We start from the raw sequence: 17,980 nt of genomic DNA, 5'->3' as shown, positions 1-17,980 counted from the left end.
TGAACTGGTCAAGTAATCTTGGACACTGATTAAGGTTCACGCCGCCAACCTTTCCTTCACGACCGGCGACCGGTAGTCGTTGTAGCTATGAGGCCTGCTGATGTTGTAGCGCGAGACATAGCGCTGCACGTCTGCTCGGGCCTCATGTTCCAGTTTGTAGCCCGTTTCAGGCACCCACTCTGATTTCAAGCTGCCAAAGAAACGCTCCATCGGGGCGTTGTCCCAGCATTCGCCTTTACGGCTCATACTCTGCCTAAACCCCTGTTTCAGCAGCTCGTTTCGGAATTTATGACTGGTGTACTGACAACCTTGGTCAGAATGAAACAACACATCCTGGGGATGGCCGCGTAGCTCAACCGCCATGCGTAGCGCTTCGCAGGTCAGGTTGGCATCAGAAATCATCGAGAACGACCAGCCCACGATCCTGCGAGCGTACAAATCCAGAACGGCGGCGAAGTACATCCACCGCTTGCCGACCTTGATATATGTCACGTCGCCACACCACACCTGATTAACCGCCGTCACATCAAATTTTCGCTTGAGCACGTGCGGCGCCACCAAGGCCTCCACGCCCGGCGACCTGTACTTATGGCGCCTGCGCTGACGGCTGGCGATGCCAGCTTCGCGCATCAAACTGCGAGCCATATAACGCCCGATACGATGCCCTTTGGCTTGTAGCTCCTTGGACAACGTACGTGCACCGGCCGACTCTCTGGACGCCTTGTGGTGCCTGACCAGCGCGGCTTTGAGCTTATCCCTCTCAGGATTTGCTCTGCCTTGGCGCTGGCGCCAGGCGTAGAAGCTACTGCGGTTGACCCCAAACGCCTGGCAACACCTTTTAACGCCGTACTGCTCGTCCAGCTCATCGATCAACGTGAATGATCTTTGGCGTCCAAAAGCAGGAGAGCACTGGCCTTTTTTAGAATTTCGATATCCAGGTCTTTCTCTCTGAGCAGAGCTTTGAGCCTCTGGATTTCTCGTTGATCAGCAGTAATCGCCTTGGCCCCTACCGGGGTCGAGCCCAAGCGTTCTTTTTGCACTTGATCGACCCAGCGGCGCAGGGCTGTGGGGCCGATATCCAGGGTGGCACACACCTCGGTAACCGGCTGACCTTCATCCAACACCATGCTGGCAGCCTTGAGCTTGAACTCACTCGAATAAGATTTACGCATAACCAAACACCTCAGATTTGGGCGCTATCATAGCGCCCGATTGAAGTGTCCAAAATCATTAGGCCAGTTCAAGCCCCCTCCCACACTTGAATCTCTGTACTCTTGAACAGATCGCCGCGTATCGCAAGGTACGCGGCGTTTTTATGCCTGGAACAAAGTATCAGCAACACCGCAAAACACATGTGGGAGGGGGCTTGCCCCCGATGGCGGTATGTCAGTCACCTATGAATTGACTGAACCACCGCATCGGGGGCAAGACCCCTCCCACATTTGAATCTCTGTAGTGCTTGAAGACTGTGTCAGACCTTAAGCAATCAGCGAATACACCAGCGCCGTAATCGCCACCAACCCCACCGCCGTGACAAACACATTCGACGCCTGCCCACGGTACTTGGCCATGGCCGGCACCTTGCGGATGGCGTACATCGGCATCAGGAACAGGATCGACGCAATCACCGGCCCACCCAGGGTCTCGATCATGCCGAGAATGCTAGGGTTCAGCGTGGCGACGATCCAGCACACCACCAGCATGAAGGCGGCGGTCATGCGGTCCAGCGACTTGGCTGCCGGACGACGACCGGTCTTGAGCACCAGACCCTTGAGGCCCTCGCTGGCCCCGATGTAGTGGCCCAGGAACGACTTGGCAATCGCCACGAACGCAATCAACGGCGCGGCGAAGGCAATGGTCGGGTTATCGAAATGGTTGGCCAGGTACGACAGGATCGACAGGTTCTGCGCCTTCGCCTCGGCCAACTGCGCCGGGGACAGGGTCAGCACGCAACTGAACACAAAGAACAGCACCATCGCCACCATCAACAGGTGCGCGCGGCACAGGATCTGTGAACTGCGCTCGTCGGCATGTGCGCCGTACTGGCGCTTCTGGTCCACCGCAAAGGCCGAGATGATTGGCGAATGGTTGAACGAAAACACCATCACCGGAATTGCCAGCCACAAGGTGTTGAGCAGCGCCGACGGCGCCGGGATCTGACTGGCGGTGCTGAGGATGCCGCCATTCCAATGCGGCACCAGGTAAACGGCAAGGAACAGCAAGGCAACGATAAACGGATACACCATCAGGCTCATGGCCTTGACGATCACCTGTTCACCGCAACGCACCACCGCCAGCAGGCCCAGGATCAGTACGAACGCCAGGACTGCCCGCGGCGGCGGCATGATGTGCAATTGATGTTCCATGAAACTGCTGACGGTGTTGGTCAGGGCCACGCTGTAGATCAGCAGGATCGGGAAGATCGCAAAGAAGTACAGCAAGGTGATCAGGGCGCCGGCCTTGAGGCCGAAATGTTCTTCGACCACGTCGGTAATGTCGGAGCCTTCACGGCCGGACAGGACGAAACGGGTCAGCCCACGGTGGGCAAAGAATGTCATCGGGAAGGCCAGCAGCGCCAGGATCACCAGCGGCCAGAAGCCCCCCAGGCCCGCGTTGATCGGCAAGAACAAAGTGCCGGCGCCGATGGCGGTGCCGAACAGCCCAAGCATCCAGGTGGTGTCCTGGCGGCTCCAGCTAGTGAGCGTTGCAGGTGTCGTTGCATAGCGATCGTTGACGCTATTGGCCTGATCATTCATCCGGTCGGATCTCCGCATTCACACGGCCGGGACGAGTCAGAAAAACCTGACAGGCAGCGCCCCGACCTCAACAGGGGCGCGATTGTCCGGGATTATTGAGAATAAGCAAAGGCTTAGCTGAGGAGTGGCGAGGCAGTGCAGAGGCTTGAGAGCGGCTTTTGGTCGTCGATGTCGAGCTTAGGCCATACCTGCCACGCTGAGCTGCCCGCCTCATTCGTCGATTCCGCCAGCCTGGTGTAACGCGCGATGAAAATGGGCACGCTCACACAACTCGATCTGTTTAAATCAGCCCAGTCGCTCAATGTTCTGCGACTGCAATCCACTGACAGGTACCCACTATTATTTTAATTTAACCACTCCAAGTAAGTTATTTCCTACATATAGTTCATCGTCGCACTCCCTATAAATTTATTAGCCGCCGCCTTTGTTACAAGGATTTGCCCAGATATTGAGCGCTCATCGTGTTAAGCCTATATTCCAACCCAGCGCGAACAACCAGTCTTTCTGAAACAATGACAACAAAGCGAACACTGAATCCGTCGGGAGCGACTCCATGAAAAAATACAACCTACTGTTTACCCTGTTACTTTTCGTTGGAATAATCACCCCACTTACCAGCCAGGCACAGTCGACAGCCGAACACTCCGACGCCAGGGCCCTGGCTACATCCCCCCGCTGGCTGACGACAAAAGTTTATGTAGAGGGTGCGCCGGACATCGACGTGAAGGACAAGTACCCAGGCGTGGTCGGCCTATCACTGTGGGACCCTGACCGTAATCGCTATGAATTTTTCTACAGCGATACCGGGCTGTCCAAGTACGAGAACGGCGGGGGCGGTTACTTCATGGTAACCGGTGACAAAAAAAGCCATATCCTGATACCCGATAAAGGGACAACAAGAACCATTGTCCGGAAACTTGAGACGCTGAACACTCAAGAATTCACTTATTCCCGAGAAGTGCCGCGCGACATGATCGATTCCAACCCACTGGTTCGAATATATGTTGTGCATGCGCCTTATACAGGCTCAATAAAAACCACTCCAACACCCAGCCTTAAACCGTGAACTCCACGACTAAAGACAACTTCCATAAAAGGCCTCACCCAATGAAAGCACTATTAAAGCCTTTATTAACTTCTGTTTTACTGCTATCTACCCTTGTTTCAACCGGCGTTCATGCACAGGCTTCCGCCCCTGGGAAACCTGTCGCCGCCAGTGCTGACAATGCCGTCATGTTGACCGTCTTTCTTAAGCATGATCAATCTCGCAACTTGAACGAAATAAGAGCGAAACTCACCGAGCAGGAATTCTTCAAAGTGTTTCCTCCTGAAGGGGTAGAAATTGTCAGTTGGAACATTGCCATGGGGATCGGTCACGTCATCGTTCTACGCTTCCCCGCCTCACGCCTGCGCGAAGTGAATCTTGCGATCGAGCGCTCTGCGTGGGGGCCGTTCAGGACGGAGTTCTTTCCTACCTACGATTACATGGACATCGTAGAGGCAGAACAGAGCAAGGTACGAAAAACCACGTCCGCCAAATAATCAGCGCGCGTAAACAGCGTCTCGCAATCGCCGGGACGCTCGTACTTTTCGCAAAATCAGTGGCGCTTTCTCAGGCCTGCGGCATTTCATGCAGCGAAAATGCAGCATAATCCGGGCATCGAACTCACCGGAGAGCTGCCCATGCCCACCACCGTTCTGGTCCTGGTTGAAACCATCAACGAATACCTGCAAATCATCGAGAGCAATGATTTCCATGTAATCCTGGCGCCCACGCCCGCTGAACGCGCGCAGGCGATCAAGGCTCACGGCGGGCAGATCAAGGCTGTTTTGACCCGTGGGCCACTGGGGCTGTATGCCGAAGAAATCGCCGCGCTGCCGCTGCTGGAGATCATCTGCGTGATCGGCGCAGGCTACGAGCATGTTGACCTGCAGGCAGCGGCCAACCGTGGAATTGTGGTGACTAACGGTGCAGGCGTGAACGCGCCGTCGGTGGCCGACCACGCCATGGCGCTGCTGCTGTCGCTGGTGCGCGGTATCACCCAGACTGACGCCGCCGTGCGCCGCCACGAATGGCCGAAGGTGATGCGCCCGTCCCTGGGCGGCAAGCAGCTGGGCATTCTCGGGCTGGGCGCGGTCGGCCTGGAGATCGCCAAGCGCGCGGCGCTGGGCTTTGGCATGGAAGTGAGTTACCACAATCGCCAACCTCGCGATGACGTGGACTACACCTATTGTGCAACCGCCGTGGAACTGGCGCGCACCTCGGATTTCCTGATCCTGGCCACGCCCGGCGGCGCCAGCACTCGGCACCTGATTGATCGTCACGCCCTCGACGCCCTGGGGCCGCATGGCTTTTTGGTCAACATCGGCCGCGGCAGCGTCGTGGTTACCGCCGACCTGGTAGCTGCGCTGGAACAGCGGCGCATCGGCGGCGCCGCGCTGGATGTATTTGACGACGAACCCAAGGTACCTGACGCACTCAAGCGCCTGAGCAACACCGTGCTGACCTCCCATGTGGCCGGCCTGTCGCCGGAAGCGACCCACGATACCGTGCAACGGGTCGCGGACAATCTGGTGGAATACTTTGCCGGTCGCCCGGTACTTACGCCGGTAGCCTTGCCGGCGCCCGATAAATGACCGATCAGGCACGCTGATCCTGCTTCAACACGCAGACCTATTAAGCCGTCCCGACCTTGTCGCTGGGCGGCGACCCACATTAGATTAGCCAATAGTCCAAGGCCTTAAGAATAAGCAGAAGGGATAAGCATGGCGCTTAACGACCAATCGACCCAGATTCGCCCCGGCGAAGAACTTGATGCCAGCCTGATCGATCCCTACCTCAAGGCCCATATTCCCGGCCTGCACGGCACGGTCAAGATCAGCCAGTTCCCAGGCGGCGCCTCTAACCTGACGTATCTGCTGGAATACCCGGACCAGGAATTCGTGTTGCGTCGCCCACCGTTCGGCCACAAGGCCAAATCCGCCCATGACATGGGCCGCGAATACCGCATTCTCAATCAGCTCAAAGACGGCTTTCCCTATTGCCCCAAGGCCTACGTGCATTGCACCGATGAGTCGGTGATCGGCGCGGAGTTCTACGTGATGGAGCGCGTCAACGGCATCATCCTGCGTTCAGACCTGCCCGCCGAGCTGGGCCTGGACGCGACGCGCACCCAAGCCCTGTGCAAAAGCTTTATCGACAAGTTCGTCGAACTGCATCAGGTCGATTACAACGCCTGCGGCCTGGCCGACCTGGGCAAACCGCATGGCTATGTGGAGCGTCAGATCCGTGGCTGGAGCGAGCGCTACGAAAAAGCCCTGACCCCCGATGCCCCGCGCTGGGAAGCCGTGCGCGCCTGGCTCAACGACAAGATGCCGGGCGACCACCCGACCTCCAGCATCGTGCACAACGACTATCGTTTCGACAACGTGATCCTCGACCCGCACAACCCGATGCAGATCATCGGTGTGCTGGACTGGGAACTGACCACCCTCGGCGACCCGTTGATGGACCTGGGCAACACCCTTGCCTACTGGATCGAAGCCGCCGACCCTGCGCCCGTGCAACTCATGCGGCGCCAGCCGAGCAATGCGCCCGGCATGCTCACCCGCCGCCAGTTCGTCGACTACTACGCCGAACGTTCGGGCATCCGCATCGACAATTTCGACTTCTACTACACCTACGGGCTGTTTCGCCTGGCCGGCATCGTGCAGCAGATCTATTACCGTTTCTTCCACGGTCAGACCCAGGACAAACGCTTTGCCCAGTTCATCCACATGAACACGCTGCTGGAGCAGATGAGCCTGGCGGTCATCGGCAAATCCGCCCTCTGACAACAATCACAAGGAACCGCTCATGTCCAAGACCCACCTGTTCGACCTCGACGGCAAGATTGCTTTCGTTTCCGGCGCCAGCCGCGGCATCGGCGAGGCCATCGCCAAGTTGCTGGCCCAGCAAGGCGCCCACGTGATTGTCTCGAGCCGCAAACTGGAAGGTTGCCAGCACGTTGCCGACGCGATCATCGCCGACGGCGGCAAGGCCACTGCGATTGCCTGCCATATCGGTGAAATGGAACAGATCGCCCAGGTGTTCGCCGGCATCCGTGAACAGTTCGGCCGCCTGGACATCCTGGTCAACAACGCCGCGACCAACCCCCAGTTCTGCAACGTGCTGGACACCGACCTCGGGGCGTTCCAGAAGACCGTCGACGTGAACATCCGCGGCTACTTCTTCATGTCAGTGGAAGCCGGCAAGCTGATGCGCGACAACGGCGGCGGCAGCATCATCAACGTGGCCTCGATCAACGGCATTTCCCCAGGTGTATTCCAGGGCATCTATTCGGTGACCAAGGCCGCCGTGATCAACATGACCAAGGTGTTCGCCAAGGAATGCGCCGCGTTCGGCATCCGTTGCAACGCGTTGCTGCCGGGCCTGACCGACACCAAGTTCGCCTCGGCGCTGGTCAAGAACGACGCGATCCTGAAGATGGCCCTGGCGCAGATCCCGCTCAAGCGCGTGGCCGACCCCAGCGAAATGGCCGGCGCCGTGTTGTTCCTGGCCAGCGATGCGTCCAGCTACACCACCGGGGTGTCGCTGAATGTGGACGGCGGTTTCCTGTCCTGACCCCGCCTGGTTTCTTCAGATCGATTTGCGCGTAACCTTGGCGCAGATCGATCTGTCCCGGGATGAAACATGGAACTGCACCTCGTCATCAACGGCCGCAAGGACCTGGCTGCCCAGCTTTACCAGCAACTGCGCGAAGCCATCACCTGCGGGCGCCTTTCAGCCGGCGCGCAATTGCCGCCCAGCCGACTGCTCGCCGAGCAACTGGGCGTCTCGCGCAAAACCGTGTCGGACACCTACGCCACCTTGACCTATGAAGGCCTGCTGGTCGGCAGGATTGGCCGGGGCACCTTCGTCAATGCGTGGGCACCTCAGCCTGACCGCGTGCAGACCGCCACCGACCTGGCCTGCGCCGCCAACCTGGGCAGATGGGCCGCACTGGCCTCGCCCATGCATCATCCCGCCAGTGACGAGATCCTGCGCTACGAATTCATCGGCGGGGCAACCACGCGCAATCAATTTCCCCAGGAAGAATGGCGACGCTGCACGCTGGATGCCTTGCGCAAGATCGCCCAGAACAGTGGTTTCTACAGTCAACCGGAAGGCTTGCCGGCGCTGCGCGAGGCCATCGCCGGGCATATCGCCTTTTCCCGCGGGGTGAAAGGTCGCGCCGGGGACATCGTGGTGACCAATGGCGCGCAACAGGCGCTGGACCTGATCGCCCGCGTGGTACTGGAGCCAGGCAGCATCGTCGCCATGGAAGACCCCGGCTACAGCCCCGCGCGCCAGTTGTTCGTGGCGATGGGGGCCAGGGTCGCCAGCGTGCCGGTCGATGCACAGGGCATACAGGTCGACCGGATCCCTGATGGCACCCGCCTGATCTATGTGACGCCGTCGCACCAGTTCCCCCTCGGCATGCCCATGAGCCCGGCGCGGCGTGAAGCCCTGCTCGACCGCGCCATCGCGCTCGGCGCAATCATCATCGAAGACGACTACGACAGTGAGTTCCGCTACGAAGGCCGCCCCACCGACTCCCTGCAAAGCATGGACACGCGAGGCGTGGTGACCTACGTCGGGACCTTTTCCAAAACCCTGTTGCCGGAGTTGCGCCTGGGCTACGCGGTACTGCCGCCGGCGATCCATGGCGCAGTACTCAAGGCCAAGCAATTGACCGACCAGCACAGCTCTACCCTGCCGCAATGGGCGCTGGCCAAGTTCATCAGCGAGGGCTACCTGCTCAAACATATTCGCCGCTGTCACAGCGTGTACGCGGGGCGCCGCGAACGGATTCTGCAGCGCCTGGCGGGAGACCTGTCGCCCTGGTTCGAGGCGGTGCCGACGGTGGCAGGGTTCCATCTGGCCGCGCTGTGCAAGGTGCCGGTGGGTATCCCGTTGCTGATGCAACTGGCGCGCAAGGCGCAGGTGGGGCTGTACCCCCTGGATGTGTTTTTTCACGACACTGCGCCACGCGCCGGGCTGATTCTCGGCTTCGGCGCCATCGAAACCCTCGATATCGACCCGGCGCTGGACAAGGTCCGCGACATTCTGCGGCAGATTGGCTAGGCGCTTTTGCGCAGGATTGGTCATTGGTCGACCCAGCTCCAGAGCGTAGGGTGAACAGGTCTCGAACGCCATGGAACGCCTCATGAAACGATTGCTCGCCACCGCCGCGATACTGGCCTCGCTCAACGCTTACGCCCACGAACCGGTGTACCACCAGGAAACGCTCAAGGTGCTGCAGGAACACGCCTTGGCCAACGTGCCCGGCAAGAAAACCATCATGCTCACCGTGGACTACGCTCCCGGCCAGGCCACCGTGCCCCACAGCCACACCGGCACCGCCGTGGCTTATGTACTGGAAGGCGAAATAACCTCACGGGTCAACGATGAGAAAGCCATTACCTACAAGGCCGGCGATTCGTTCTACGAGCCCGCCGGTTCGCGGCACTTCGAGTCGAGCAACGCCAGCCAGACCCGGCCCGCCAAACTGCTGGTGGTAATGGTGCTGGATGACAAGGCCGAGGTGCTCACGCCCCTTGCCCAATAAGCGGCACGTCAGTAATCCCGTTCTGATCACTGTGGGAGGGGGGCTTGCCCTGGCTTTTTGTAGCAGCGAGCTTGCTCGCGAAAAACGTCAACGATAACGCGTGCTTTCTGAATGAACGCGGTGACTGTGAGTTTTTCGCGAGCAAGCTCGCGCCTACAGACTGGCATCAGGGCAAGCCCCCTCCCACATTGTCAGGCAAGGCTCTTGCTGACCACCTCGAACACATCGCTGGACAGCTCGCCCGAGCCACGAATGCGCTCCAGCTCCGCCTTCATCAGCGCCTGCCGGGCGGCGTCGTATTTACGCCAGCGCGTCAAGGGTGCCAATTGGCGTGAAGCAATCTGCGGGTTCAGCGTATTGAGCTGGATCACCAGGTCCGCCAGGAAACGGTAGCCCGAACCATCCGCCGCATGGAAGTTGATCAGGTTCTGCCCGGCAAAAGCGCCGATCAGTGCGCGCACCTTGTTCGGGTTCTTGATCGTGAACGCCGGGTGCTCCATCAGCGCCTTGACCCGCGCCAGCCCGCCCGGCAGGGTGCTGCCGGCCTGCACGCTGAACCATTGGTCCATGACCAGCGGGTTGTCCTTGAAGTTCTCGGCGAACACCGCCAGTGCCTGGGTTTTTTCCGCTTCGAACGGCGAGTTCACCAGCACGGCCAGGGCCGTCAGGCGCTCGGTCATGTTATCGCTGGTGTCGAACTGATCCAGGGTGGCCGTCAATACTTCTGGCTTGCCGCTGAGCATCAGGTACGACAACGCGATGTTCTGCAGGGCACGCCGGGCAAAGTGCTCGGCCTCGGCCACGTACGGCGTTTGCCTGGACAGCTCACGGTTGGCCTGGTAGCGCAGCCACAGGCCTTCGAACAGGTTCTCGGCCAGTTGCTTGCGGGCGTATTCACGGGCGGCGTGAATGGCCTCCACATCCGCCACGTCGCTGATTTCGCTCAGGTAGGCTTCGCTCGGCAACGAGAGCATTTCGGCGACCATGGCCTGGTCCAGGCTTTCGTCGCTCAATACCGTGCGCAGCGCGTCGATCAGGCGCTGATCGAGCTTGAGCGGTTGCCCTGCCTGATGCTGGCCGATCAGTTCCTGCAACACCTGCACCGACAGTTGCTGGCCGGCATCCCAGCGGTTGAACCCGTCGCTGTCGTGCTGCATCAGGAACATCAGTTGGTCGCGGGTGTAGGCGAAGCTCAGTTTCACCGGCGCCGAGAAACCGCGCAGCAGGGAAGGCAACGGTTTTTCAGCGACATCGACAAAGGTGAACGTCTGCTCGGCTTGCGTCACCGAGATCACTCGTGAGGGAGCGCCAACCGTCGGCTCATCGGCCAGGCGCAGGGGGATGGCGGCGCCCTGCCCGTCCAGCAGGCCCAGCTCGACCGGGATCACGAAGGGCAGTTTTTCCACCTTGTCCGGGGTTGGCGGGCAGCTCTGGCGGAAGGTCAGGCTGTAGGTCCTGGCCGCCGCATCGTAGGACTCGCTCACCGCCAAACGCGGCGTTCCGGCCTGACTGTACCAGCGCTTGAACTGGCTGAGGTCGACGCCGTTGGCATCTTCCATGGCCTTGATGAAGTCGTCGCAGGTCACGGCTTGGCCGTCATGGCGCTCGAAATACAGGTCGCTGCCTTTGCGAAAGCCCTCGGCGCCGAGCAAGGTGTGGATCATGCCGACCACTTCCGAGCCCTTTTCGTAAACCGTCAGGGTGTAGAAGTTGGAGATCTCGATAAAGCTCTCCGGGCGTACCGCATGGGCCATGGGGCCGGCGTCTTCGGCGAACTGGTGGGTACGCAGGTACGCCACGTCCTGGATGCGCTTGACCGTGGCCGAGTTCATGTCGGCGGAGAAGCCCGAGTCGCGGAACACGGTGAAACCTTCCTTGAGCGACAACTGGAACCAGTCGCGGCAGGTCACGCGGTTACCCGACCAGTTGTGGAAATATTCGTGGGCGACGATGGCCTCGACGCGCTGGTGTGCGGCGTCGGTGGCGGTTTCGGCGCGGGCCAGCACAGCGCTGGAGTTGAAGATATTGAGGCCCTTGTTCTCCATGGCGCCCATGTTGAAGTCGTTCACCGCCACGATCATGAAAATGTCGAGGTCGTACTCGCGGCCGTAGGTTTGTTCATCCCAGCGCATGGATTTTTTCAGGCTGGTCATGGCGTGCTGGCACTTGTCGATATTTTCCGGCTCGACGTAGATGCGCAGCGCGACTTCGCGGTCGGTCATGGTGGTGAAGCTGTCTTCGACGCACCACAGGTCACCGGCCACCAGGGCGAACAGGTAGGCGGGTTTCTTGAACGGGTCTTCCCAGGTCGCCCAGTGCCGACCGTCTTCGCCGGGGCCGCTGGCAATCGGGTTGCCGTTGGACAACAGCACCGGGTAGCGGTGCTGTTCGGCGATCACCGTGGTGGTGAACACACTCATCACGTCGGGGCGGTCAAGGTAGTAAGTGATCTTGCGAAAACCCTCGGCCTCGCACTGGGTGCAGAACATGCCGCCGGACTTGTACAGGCCTTCCAGGGCGGTGTTGGTTTCCGGGTGAATCTTGACCGTGGTGTCGAGGGTGAAGGTTTCACTCCTGGGCTGCACGGTCAGGTGGCTGTCGGTCAACTGGTAGTCAGCCGCCGTCAGCGCCTGATCGGCGAGGTTCACGCTCAGCAGCTCCAGTTGCTGACCATCCAGCACCAGCGGCGGCAAACCGACGCCGCGCTCGGGATTGCGGCGCATCACCAGTTGCGCGTGGACCAGGCTGTGGTCCTCGAACAACTCGAAGGTCAGGTGCGTCTCGTCGATCAGGTAGTCCGGCGCCTGATAGTCCTTCAGGTAAATCATCTTCGGTTGTTCGGTGCGCATGGGTGGCATCCTTCTACTGATGCACGGCGAGCTGGTAGGCCGTGTATTTACGAATATTGATCACGCCGGTGTCGAAGATCAGGTATTGGCCCTTGATTCCCAGCAGCGTGCCTTCGGCAATCGGATTCTTGTCCAGGTTGAAGCTGACGATCTTGGCCGGATACTGCTCCACCGGGTAGCGGATCTCGATCGGCTCGACGTCGGCAATGGTTTGGATGGCCTGCAGGCCAAAGCGTTCCTGCAAACCGAGCAAGCCTTCGGCGCAGGCGGCAAACAGTTCATCGCGTACCTGCTTGAGGTCGACGGACTGCGCGTCGCCCTTGAGCAGCGCACGCCAGTTGGTCTTGTCGGCCACCTGGCTGCGAAACAGATCTTCGACAAAGCCGGACTGCTGGCGCGTGGCCACACGCATGATCGGCAGCGCCTGGCTGGCGCCCTGGTCGAGCCAGCGGGTCGGCAACTGCGTGGCGCGGGTGATGCCGACCTTGATCCCCGACGAATTGGCCAGGTACACCACATGGTCGGTCATGCAGAATGTTTCACCCCAGCCCGGATCGCGGCAGGTGCCGGCGTCGTAATGGCAGCGCTCGGGGCTCATGATGCACAGGTCACACTGGGCCAGCTTGGTCATGCACGGGTAGCAATACCCCTGGCTGAAACTGTTTTTGGTCTTGCGGCCGCAATGGCTGCAATGAATCGCACCGAGGTATTCCAGGCGAATATGGGTGCCGATCAACGGGTTGACCGGCACCTCGGTGTCGCCAAGGCGAAACGCGTACTGAACGGTCGGCTCACCGAGTTTTACCGACATTTTGCTGACTGCACCGCGACCGATTTCAATCAATGGATCGCATCCGACTTGAACAGGATGTTCGGCACCGGTGCCGATTTCGACGCGCATTCCTGCGGGCCCATGTAGCCGGTGCGCTGGTCTTCGGGCAGGTTCTGCAGTTCCCAGGCGATCATCGCCTGCAACGACAGCTCGCGCTGTTCGGCGGTGAGCTTGCGGCCGTCGGACCACTTGCCGATTTCCACGGCGAGCTTGAGGCTCTCGTAGATGTCCGGGGTGATGTTTTCGATCATTTCAGCAAAAGAGGACATGAGGCTCTTCCTTATCAAATAGGCGATTTGCGGCGGTTGTACAACCCGCCCAGCAAGCCGGTCAGGCAACCGATAACCAGGCCACCCACATGGGCCGCGTTGGCGATTTCACCGAAGCCGATCATCGAGACCAGCCCCGACAGGCAGAGCACCAGCCACACCAGCATCATCACCAGCACCCCACGGGGCAGGCGATACGCCGGGTTGGGCGCGAGTAACTGAAAGATCCAGCAATGCCCGAGCAGGCCATACAACACGCCGGACAAACCGCCAAACAGGCCCGGACCGCCGTAAGCGTACTGCGCGTAATTGGAGACCAGACTGAACAACAGGGTCAGGCCCAGCAGGTTGATGCCGCCCTGGCGCGCTTCAATGCGTCGGCCCAGCTCCCAGTACCACATGCCGTTCATGGCCAGGTGCAGGATGCCGAAGTGAATCAGCATCGGCGTGACCAACCGCCACCACTGCCCGGACGCCAGGCTGTCGGCCAACGGCGTGAACTGGATGTACTCGCCCAGCACCCGGAACGGCAGGAACGTCAGCCAGGCCATGGTCTGCAGATTTTCGCCGAGCAGCGTCACCGCGCCAACGATCAGGCTTGCCAGCAGCACCAGTGCCGTGACCGGACTGTGCCGGACCTGCTGGATAAAGCTGGGGCGCGCAACCGGTGCCTGCTCGGGAATATCCAGTTGCTGGTCCGGGTCGCCGGCGGGAAAGCGTTGGTACAACACGCGCACGTCGTCACTGATGCTCTCGGGCACCCACAGCACTTGCTCGCCCGCTTCCTCGCTGACGCGATGGGGCACCTGCATGCGGTGCAGCAATTTGACGAAACCGCCCAGATCGACACTCAGGGGCAGGCGCAATACAGCCACGGTACTCATTGAATAACCTCAGGTCGCTCAACGTCGACCCAGACGAATTTATGCGGATCCAGTCGGGTTTCCTGGTCCAGGCGATACGCCACCAGCTTGCCGTACAGCACCGCGCTGTAGTCCAGGCAGGCCAGGTTCGGGCGGATCGGCGCCGGATTGCCGCTGCGCCAGTAATGACCGACGAACAACAACGGCTCGTCGACGCCATAGCGCAGCAGGGTGTTCTTTTCCGTGGAGGATAACGGCGTGCGCGCCACGGGCTCGGGCAAGGCGTCGGGCTGGAACACGATGTCGCCGTAGGTTTTCGGGTCGTCTTCCCAGAATTTGGTGCGGAAGAACGAACGCGTCAGGCCATCGCCACCGGTCAGGGTGAGGCCGTGCGGCAGGCGCATGTCGGTGCCGCGCAACAGGCGATCGAATGCGTTGCAGGCAAAACTGCCCGGTACGGCGGCGGCCTGCAGGAAGTGCTGATCGATGCAGCCATCCGGGAAGGTCGCGCGCAGCGGTTGGATAAAGCCCTCGTCCCAGCACGCATGCACCACACGGAAACGCCCGGCGTCGACAAACAGCGGCATGTCATAGAACCAGCCGAGGAAGTCGTGCCAGTCGGCCGGGTGCTGTTCGAACTGGGTCAGTGTCTCCTGGATCAACCGCGCATGACGCGGGTTGTGCTCGCGCACGAACTGCTTGCCGCTGCCCGGCGGTGCCGGCGTGGTCCAACCCAGCGCATTGAACTCATGGTTGCCCATGATGCACAGCGCCTGGCCGGCCTCGGTCATGTCGTGGACGATGTGCAGCGCTTCGCGGATGCGTGGCCCACGGTCGATGATATCGCCGAGAAACACCGCCATGCGCGACGGATGGCGCCAGGTGCCGCCCTGCTTGTGGTAACCCATCCGGTCGAGCAAGTGCTCCAGCGTGTGGGCGCAACCGTGCACGTCACCAATCAGGTCGTAGCTGCGCGCGGGATCGAGCATCAGTCGCCTCCACCCCCCAAGCGGCTGCCCCAGCCCAGCTTGGTGCGGCACACTTCGTAGTAGTTGTGGTCCAGCGGATGGATCAAGCGCAACTTCTGTGCCTTTTTGCTCACGGTGATGGTGTCACCGGGGGCGCAGGTGAAATGGTTCTGCCCGTCGCAGGAGACTTGCGGATAGATTTGCATGTCTTTGGACACCACGATCTTCAGCTCACTGTTGCCGTCGACCACAATCGGCCGACTCGACAACATATGGGGATACATCGGCACGATCACAATGGCATCGAGCTTGGGATGCATGATCGGGCCACCCGCCGACAGCGCATACGCGGTGGAGCCGGTCGGCGTGGCGACGATCAGGCCGTCGGCCTTCTGGCTGCACACGAACTGGCCGTCGATATACAGCTCGAACTCGATCATTCGCGTGGACTTGCCGGGATGCAGCACCACGTCATTGAGGGCATCGCCCTGACCGATGGCTTCGCCGTGGCGGCGCACTTCGGCCTGCAGCAGGAAGCGGTTTTCCACCAGGTAGTGGCCGTCGAGCACCTTGGCCACTTCGACTTCCAGCTCGTCGGGGCGAATATCGGTGAGAAACCCCAGGCTGCCACGGTTGATCCCCAGCACCGGCACGTTATGCCGCGCCAGGGCACGGGCCGCGCCGAGCAGGCTGCCGTCACCGCCGACCACAATGACCATGTCGCACACTTCGCCGAGCATTTTGCGCGAAGAGGTCTGCAGGCCGTGGCCCGGCAGGATTTCACCGATGGTGTCTTCGAGGATCACATGCAGGTGGCGTTCCAGCAGGAATTTTTTCAGCCGGCGGACGGTGTCCAGCACCTGGGTACTGCCCAGGCGACCGATAATGCCGATATTGCGAAATTGCTCCATGGGGCTCCTGCGGGCATAGGGGTGTGGCAAAAAGAAAGGATTATGGGCGAAAGGCCGCGTCAGGCAAAATCCTTTGTCGCCGCCGGGCTGCGATGACAATGGTTCTCAGGCGGCTCCCAGGCACCTGCACGCGACTCAAGAGGCTATGCTCGCACCATGACTCTGTTCCCTGATCTGCACGCCCTGCCCCGCCAACTGCGCCACCCCGAGGTGCGCGACCTGGCGTGGGTGATGCTCGCCCCACCGATGCTCGCACAGACGCCGTGGCCGCAACGCCACCCGCTGGCGGGCAGTGACTGGGTACAGGCGCCGCAAGTACTCGACGCCTGGTTACGTGCGCTCGATCAGGACAGCCGCGCGCTGCAGCACTGGCTGAGCCTGGCGCGCACCCGGCGCCTGGGGCTCTACTATGAGCGCCTGTGGCAGTTCGCCGTGCAGCATGCACCCGGCGTCGAGCTGCTGGCGGCCAACCTGCCGATCCGCCGTGCCGGGCACACCCTGGGCGAGCTGGATATGCTGCTGCGCGACCGCGACGGCGTGCATCACCTGGAATTGGCGATCAAGCTCTATCTTGGTCCACAGGACGGCAACGGCCAGGACACCGCGCAATGGCTCGGCCCCGGCTGCCATGACCGGCTGGACCGCAAGCTGGCGCACCTGGCCCAGCATCAATTACCGATCTCGGCACGCCCGGAGAGCCGCGAAGCGCTGGCGGCGCTGGATATCCAGCAGTTCGATGCGCACCTGTGGCTGGGCGGGTATCTGCTTTACCCGTGGCCGGGCCAGGCCGACTCGCCCGTGGGCGCCCACCCACAGCATCTGCGTGGGCGCTGGTTGCATCAGCGCGATTGGCCGGAATTTGTGAGCACCCGCCCCGTCGGCCGCTGGCAACCCCTGCCCCGGCATGCGTGGCTGGCACCGGCGCATTACCCCGCGGCTGAGGTGTGGAGTGAGGAGCAGATGGGCGGCTGGCTGGCACACCTGGACCCGATGGCGCCAGCGCAATTGCTGGTGCGGCTGGTGCAGAGCGGTGAAGAGTGGGAGGAAGCGGAGCGGCTGTTTTTAGTCGCCGATCTTTGGCCGAATGTACCGGGGGCGGGCTGATAATCTGCGGTGTATTCAAGATCGCCATCGGGGGCAAGCCCCCTCCCACAGGGGAACGCATTCCAGATGTGTGTGGGGCAGTCTGATAAATCTGTGGTGTATTGGAGGCCGCCATCGGGAGCAAGCCCCCTCCCACATTTGGAATGCGTTTCCCTTGTGGGAGGGGGCTTGCCCCCGATGGCGGCTGGCCAGGCACTACTCATTCATCGATATGCCGATAATCCAGCTGCAACCCAATAGCCAGCTCTCGCGCCCGTCCCAACCGGATCGGCCCGCGCTCGATATCCACCAGCAATCCCGGGCACGCCAGCAGCGGCACCCCATCAATCACCTTGAGCCGCCCATCGGTAATCACCAGCAAGCGCTGCAGCTCTGCCGGATAACGCTTGCGCCGTGCCACCAACCAATGCCCGGCCTCGGTCAAGGCTGCCAGCAGCGGCGTACCGCCACCGGCGCCGAGCGGCTCAAGCCAGTCTGCCAGGCTTTTTGCCGCTTTCAAGCCTTGCACCTGCCACTTCGGCGCTTGCCCGCTGGCCGTCAACAAAGCCAGGCGCGCACGTTGTCGGTAGGCGTCATCAAACACCTGCGCCAGCAGGCCCTTGGCATCGCTCAACGCGCGGTGCCGCCGGGTGGAGGCCGAGGCGTCGACAATCACCAGCCACAGCTCCTGGGCAGAGCGGCTGCGCACCTGCCAGCGTAAATCTTCACGGCTTTGCGGCCTGCCGCCGAGCAAGGTGACCGGCCAGTTGATTTGGCCCTGGCGCGCACTGCGCGCCTTGCCTTGCCTGCCATTATCCAGCCGCCCTGCCTTGGGTCG

At 61.0% G+C, this 17,980-nt stretch carries 18 protein-coding genes; 8 read left to right on the top strand and 10 right to left on the bottom strand.

Annotated features, from left to right (window positions below; genetic code table 11):
• Positions 1-36: 36 nt before the first annotated feature.
• The 3 genes from BFQ04_RS03855 to BFQ04_RS03845 all read right to left on the bottom strand — a co-directional run bounded on the left by BFQ04_RS03855 (position 37) and on the right by BFQ04_RS03845 (position 2,756).
• Positions 37-873, bottom strand: a complete 837-nt coding sequence (locus tag BFQ04_RS03855; RefSeq protein WP_065949523.1) for an IS3 family transposase — start codon at positions 871-873, stop codon at positions 37-39.
• A complete protein-coding gene (locus tag BFQ04_RS30285) occupies positions 870-1,172 on the bottom strand; it encodes a transposase (protein WP_065949522.1) in 303 nt (100 codons plus the stop codon). Before BFQ04_RS30285 ends, BFQ04_RS03855 begins: the two co-directional genes overlap by 4 nt.
• 306 nt (positions 1,173-1,478) lie before the next feature.
• A complete protein-coding gene (locus BFQ04_RS03845) occupies positions 1,479-2,756 on the bottom strand; it encodes a serine/threonine transporter (RefSeq protein ID WP_065949659.1) in 1,278 nt (425 codons plus the stop codon).
• A gap of 553 nt (positions 2,757-3,309) precedes the next feature.
• Between BFQ04_RS03845 and BFQ04_RS03840 the strand changes: the two genes are divergently transcribed.
• From BFQ04_RS03840 to BFQ04_RS03810, 7 genes are all read left to right on the top strand, one after another.
• Positions 3,310-3,822 carry a DUF4822 domain-containing protein gene (locus BFQ04_RS03840; protein ID WP_065949658.1) on the top strand — a complete coding sequence of 171 codons (513 nt, stop codon included), beginning with the start codon at positions 3,310-3,312 and terminating at the stop codon, positions 3,820-3,822.
• Between the two features lie 41 nt (positions 3,823-3,863).
• Complete coding sequence (locus tag BFQ04_RS03835) at positions 3,864-4,298, top strand: hypothetical protein (RefSeq protein WP_065949657.1); 435 nt, start codon at positions 3,864-3,866, stop codon at positions 4,296-4,298.
• 141 nt (positions 4,299-4,439) lie between these two features.
• Positions 4,440-5,393 carry a 2-hydroxyacid dehydrogenase gene (locus tag BFQ04_RS03830; protein WP_065949662.1) on the top strand — a complete coding sequence of 318 codons (954 nt, stop codon included), beginning with the start codon at positions 4,440-4,442 and terminating at the stop codon, positions 5,391-5,393.
• Positions 5,394-5,522: 129 nt separating this feature from the next.
• Complete coding sequence (locus BFQ04_RS03825) at positions 5,523-6,590, top strand: phosphotransferase family protein (RefSeq protein ID WP_065949656.1); 1,068 nt, start codon at positions 5,523-5,525, stop codon at positions 6,588-6,590.
• A gap of 22 nt (positions 6,591-6,612) precedes the next feature.
• Positions 6,613-7,380 (top strand): SDR family oxidoreductase, encoded by a 768-nt coding sequence (locus BFQ04_RS03820; RefSeq protein WP_065949655.1) that lies wholly within the window; start codon positions 6,613-6,615, stop codon positions 7,378-7,380.
• Positions 7,381-7,449: 69 nt separating this feature from the next.
• Complete coding sequence (locus BFQ04_RS03815; protein WP_065949654.1) at positions 7,450-8,883, top strand: MocR-like pyridoxine biosynthesis transcription factor PdxR; 1,434 nt, start codon at positions 7,450-7,452, stop codon at positions 8,881-8,883.
• An 82-nt stretch (positions 8,884-8,965) separates the two neighbouring features.
• Positions 8,966-9,367, top strand: coding sequence for a cupin domain-containing protein (locus BFQ04_RS03810; RefSeq protein WP_065949653.1), 402 nt, complete (start codon positions 8,966-8,968; stop codon positions 9,365-9,367).
• 191 nt (positions 9,368-9,558) lie between these two features.
• Here the strand turns inward: BFQ04_RS03810 and pepN are convergent, their stop codons facing one another.
• The 6 genes from pepN to BFQ04_RS03780 are packed head-to-tail and all read right to left on the bottom strand — an operon-like array spanning position 9,559 to position 16,059.
• Positions 9,559-12,216: an aminopeptidase N gene (gene pepN / locus BFQ04_RS03805; RefSeq protein WP_065949652.1), complete on the bottom strand. Its 2,658-nt coding sequence runs from the start codon at positions 12,214-12,216 to the stop codon at positions 9,559-9,561.
• A gap of 13 nt (positions 12,217-12,229) precedes the next feature.
• Positions 12,230-13,060, bottom strand: coding sequence for a DUF2797 domain-containing protein (locus tag BFQ04_RS03800; RefSeq protein WP_065949651.1), 831 nt, complete (start codon positions 13,058-13,060; stop codon positions 12,230-12,232).
• Positions 13,057-13,317: a YeaC family protein gene (locus tag BFQ04_RS03795; RefSeq protein ID WP_065895393.1), complete on the bottom strand. Its 261-nt coding sequence runs from the start codon at positions 13,315-13,317 to the stop codon at positions 13,057-13,059. The genes BFQ04_RS03800 and BFQ04_RS03795 overlap by 4 nt, the downstream gene beginning before the upstream one ends.
• A 14-nt stretch (positions 13,318-13,331) precedes the next feature.
• On the bottom strand, positions 13,332-14,201 hold the full coding sequence (locus tag BFQ04_RS03790) for a rhomboid family intramembrane serine protease (RefSeq protein WP_065949650.1): 870 nt from the start codon (positions 14,199-14,201) through the stop codon (positions 13,332-13,334).
• Positions 14,198-15,172 carry a metallophosphoesterase gene (locus BFQ04_RS03785; RefSeq protein WP_371914482.1) on the bottom strand — a complete coding sequence of 325 codons (975 nt, stop codon included), beginning with the start codon at positions 15,170-15,172 and terminating at the stop codon, positions 14,198-14,200. The genes BFQ04_RS03790 and BFQ04_RS03785 overlap by 4 nt, the downstream gene beginning before the upstream one ends.
• Positions 15,169-16,059, bottom strand: a complete 891-nt coding sequence (locus BFQ04_RS03780) for an NAD(+) kinase (RefSeq protein WP_057725186.1) — start codon at positions 16,057-16,059, stop codon at positions 15,169-15,171. Before BFQ04_RS03780 ends, BFQ04_RS03785 begins: the two co-directional genes overlap by 4 nt.
• Positions 16,060-16,215: 156 nt before the next feature.
• On the opposite strand from BFQ04_RS03780, the gene BFQ04_RS03775 reads away from it, so the two are divergent.
• Positions 16,216-17,163, top strand: a complete 948-nt coding sequence (locus tag BFQ04_RS03775; protein WP_065949648.1) for a DUF1853 family protein — start codon at positions 16,216-16,218, stop codon at positions 17,161-17,163.
• Between the two features lie 199 nt (positions 17,164-17,362).
• Here the strand turns inward: BFQ04_RS03775 and BFQ04_RS03770 are convergent, their stop codons facing one another.
• Positions 17,363-17,962 carry a vWA domain-containing protein gene (locus BFQ04_RS03770; protein ID WP_065949661.1) on the bottom strand — a complete coding sequence of 200 codons (600 nt, stop codon included), beginning with the start codon at positions 17,960-17,962 and terminating at the stop codon, positions 17,363-17,365.
• Positions 17,963-17,980 lie beyond the last annotated feature (18 nt).

It is taken from the genome of Pseudomonas sp. 37 R 15, assembly GCF_900004865.1.
Taxonomy (GTDB): Bacteria; Pseudomonadota; Gammaproteobacteria; order Pseudomonadales; family Pseudomonadaceae; genus Aquipseudomonas; species Aquipseudomonas fluorescens_AM.
The sequence above is the reverse complement of the archived record's forward strand: the minus strand, read 5'-3'. Positions and strand labels throughout refer to the sequence as shown.

Excerpts from the sequence above, each read along its gene's own strand:
- BFQ04_RS03820 (WP_065949655.1), top strand. The coding sequence starts at position 6,613 with ATGTCCAAGACCCACCTGTTCGACCTCGACGGCAAGATTGCTTTCGTT.
- BFQ04_RS03825 (WP_065949656.1), top strand. The coding sequence starts at position 5,523 with ATGGCGCTTAACGACCAATCGACCCAGATTCGCCCCGGCGAAGAACTT.
- BFQ04_RS30285 (WP_065949522.1), bottom strand. The coding sequence starts at position 1,172 with ATGCGTAAATCTTATTCGAGTGAGTTCAAGCTCAAGGCTGCCAGCATG.
- BFQ04_RS03795 (WP_065895393.1), bottom strand. The coding sequence starts at position 13,317 with ATGTCCTCTTTTGCTGAAATGATCGAAAACATCACCCCGGACATCTAC.
- BFQ04_RS03780 (WP_057725186.1), bottom strand. The coding sequence starts at position 16,059 with ATGGAGCAATTTCGCAATATCGGCATTATCGGTCGCCTGGGCAGTACC.
- BFQ04_RS03840 (WP_065949658.1), top strand. The coding sequence starts at position 3,310 with ATGAAAAAATACAACCTACTGTTTACCCTGTTACTTTTCGTTGGAATA.
- BFQ04_RS03810 (WP_065949653.1), top strand. The coding sequence starts at position 8,966 with ATGAAACGATTGCTCGCCACCGCCGCGATACTGGCCTCGCTCAACGCT.
- BFQ04_RS03835 (WP_065949657.1), top strand. The coding sequence starts at position 3,864 with ATGAAAGCACTATTAAAGCCTTTATTAACTTCTGTTTTACTGCTATCT.
- BFQ04_RS03815 (WP_065949654.1), top strand. The coding sequence starts at position 7,450 with ATGGAACTGCACCTCGTCATCAACGGCCGCAAGGACCTGGCTGCCCAG.
- BFQ04_RS03790 (WP_065949650.1), bottom strand. The coding sequence starts at position 14,201 with ATGAGTACCGTGGCTGTATTGCGCCTGCCCCTGAGTGTCGATCTGGGC.
- BFQ04_RS03845 (WP_065949659.1), bottom strand. The coding sequence starts at position 2,756 with ATGAATGATCAGGCCAATAGCGTCAACGATCGCTATGCAACGACACCT.
- BFQ04_RS03830 (WP_065949662.1), top strand. The coding sequence starts at position 4,440 with ATGCCCACCACCGTTCTGGTCCTGGTTGAAACCATCAACGAATACCTG.
- BFQ04_RS03775 (WP_065949648.1), top strand. The coding sequence starts at position 16,216 with ATGACTCTGTTCCCTGATCTGCACGCCCTGCCCCGCCAACTGCGCCAC.
- pepN (WP_065949652.1), bottom strand. The coding sequence starts at position 12,216 with ATGCGCACCGAACAACCGAAGATGATTTACCTGAAGGACTATCAGGCG.